We start from the raw sequence: 1,183 nt of genomic DNA, 5'->3' as shown, positions 1-1,183 counted from the left end.
GTGCAACTGGACACCACCACGGCCAACGTCTCGCGCGCGGTCTCCAACCTGGAAGCCCACCTGCAAACCCGTCTGCTCAACCGAACGACCCGTCGCATCGCCCTGACCGAAGCCGGCAAGCGTTATTTGCTGCGCTGCGAGCAGATCCTGGCCTACGTCGAAGAAGCCGAAGCCGAAGCCAGCGACGCCCACGCACGCCCGGCCGGGCAGCTGAAAGTGCACACCATGACCGGCATCGGCCAGCACTTCGTGATCGACGCCATCGCCCGCTATCGCAAAACCCATCCGGACGTCACCTTCGACCTGACCATGGCCAACCGCGTACCGGACCTGCTCGACGAGGGCTACGATGTCTCCATCGTGCTCGCCAGCGAACTGCCGGACTCGGGCTTCGTCTCCCAGCGCCTGGGCATCACCTACAGCATCGTTTGCGCCTCGCCGGCCTACGTCAAAGCCAACGGCTGCGCACAAAAACCCAGCGACCTGCTCAACCACGCCTGCCTGCGCCTGGTGAGCCCGGTCATCCCCCTCGAGAAATGGGCCTTCGACGGCCCGGATGGCCAGGAAATGGTCACCATCAACAGCTCACCGTTCCTAGTCAACTCCGCCGACGCCATGAAAACCGCGATCACCAGCGGCATGGGCGTCGGCGTCTTGCCGCTGTACGCGGCCATCGACGGCCTGCGCGACGGCACGCTGGTGCGTGTGATGCCCAAATACCGATCCCAGGAACTGAACCTGTACGCCATCTACCCTTCGCGGCAATACCTGGATGCGAAGATCAAGACGTGGGTGGAGTACCTGCGTGGGTCGCTGCCGGAGTTGTTGGCGGCGCATCAGGCGGAGTTGGCGGCGTATGAACTGAGCGGGAGCCTGGGTGGGGTTCGGGTGGCGAATTGAGGTTGGCGGTGCCGAGTGGAACTTGATTGAGTGCATATCCATGCTCGGGGGGCGGGCTACCGGCCGGCCTAATTGCTTGGGCATATGATGATCCCCTGTAGGAGCCAGCCTGCTGGCGATGGTCGTCAACGATAATGTGTCCTGTCTGAATGAACGCAGTGTCTGGGGTTTTTTCGCGAGCAGGCTCGCTCCTACAATGGGATGGGGGGCATATGGTGGAAATTGGTCGGCTGGCAGGCCGCCATCGCTGCGATGCGGCGACCCGACAAGCCAGCTCCCACAG

1 protein-coding gene is annotated in these 1,183 nt (G+C 63.1%); it reads left to right on the top strand.

What is annotated here, in order from left to right:
- Positions 1-900 (top strand): LysR family transcriptional regulator (locus tag D8V06_RS25930; RefSeq protein ID WP_130932080.1); only part of this gene is annotated, 900 nt, incomplete at its 5' end.
- Positions 901-1,183 lie beyond the last annotated feature (283 nt).

Origin of the sequence: Pseudomonas sp. Sample_24 (assembly GCF_004307605.1) — a bacterium.
GTDB lineage: Bacteria > Pseudomonadota > Gammaproteobacteria > Pseudomonadales > Pseudomonadaceae > Aquipseudomonas.
The sequence above is the reverse complement of the archived record's forward strand: the minus strand, read 5'-3'. Positions and strand labels throughout refer to the sequence as shown.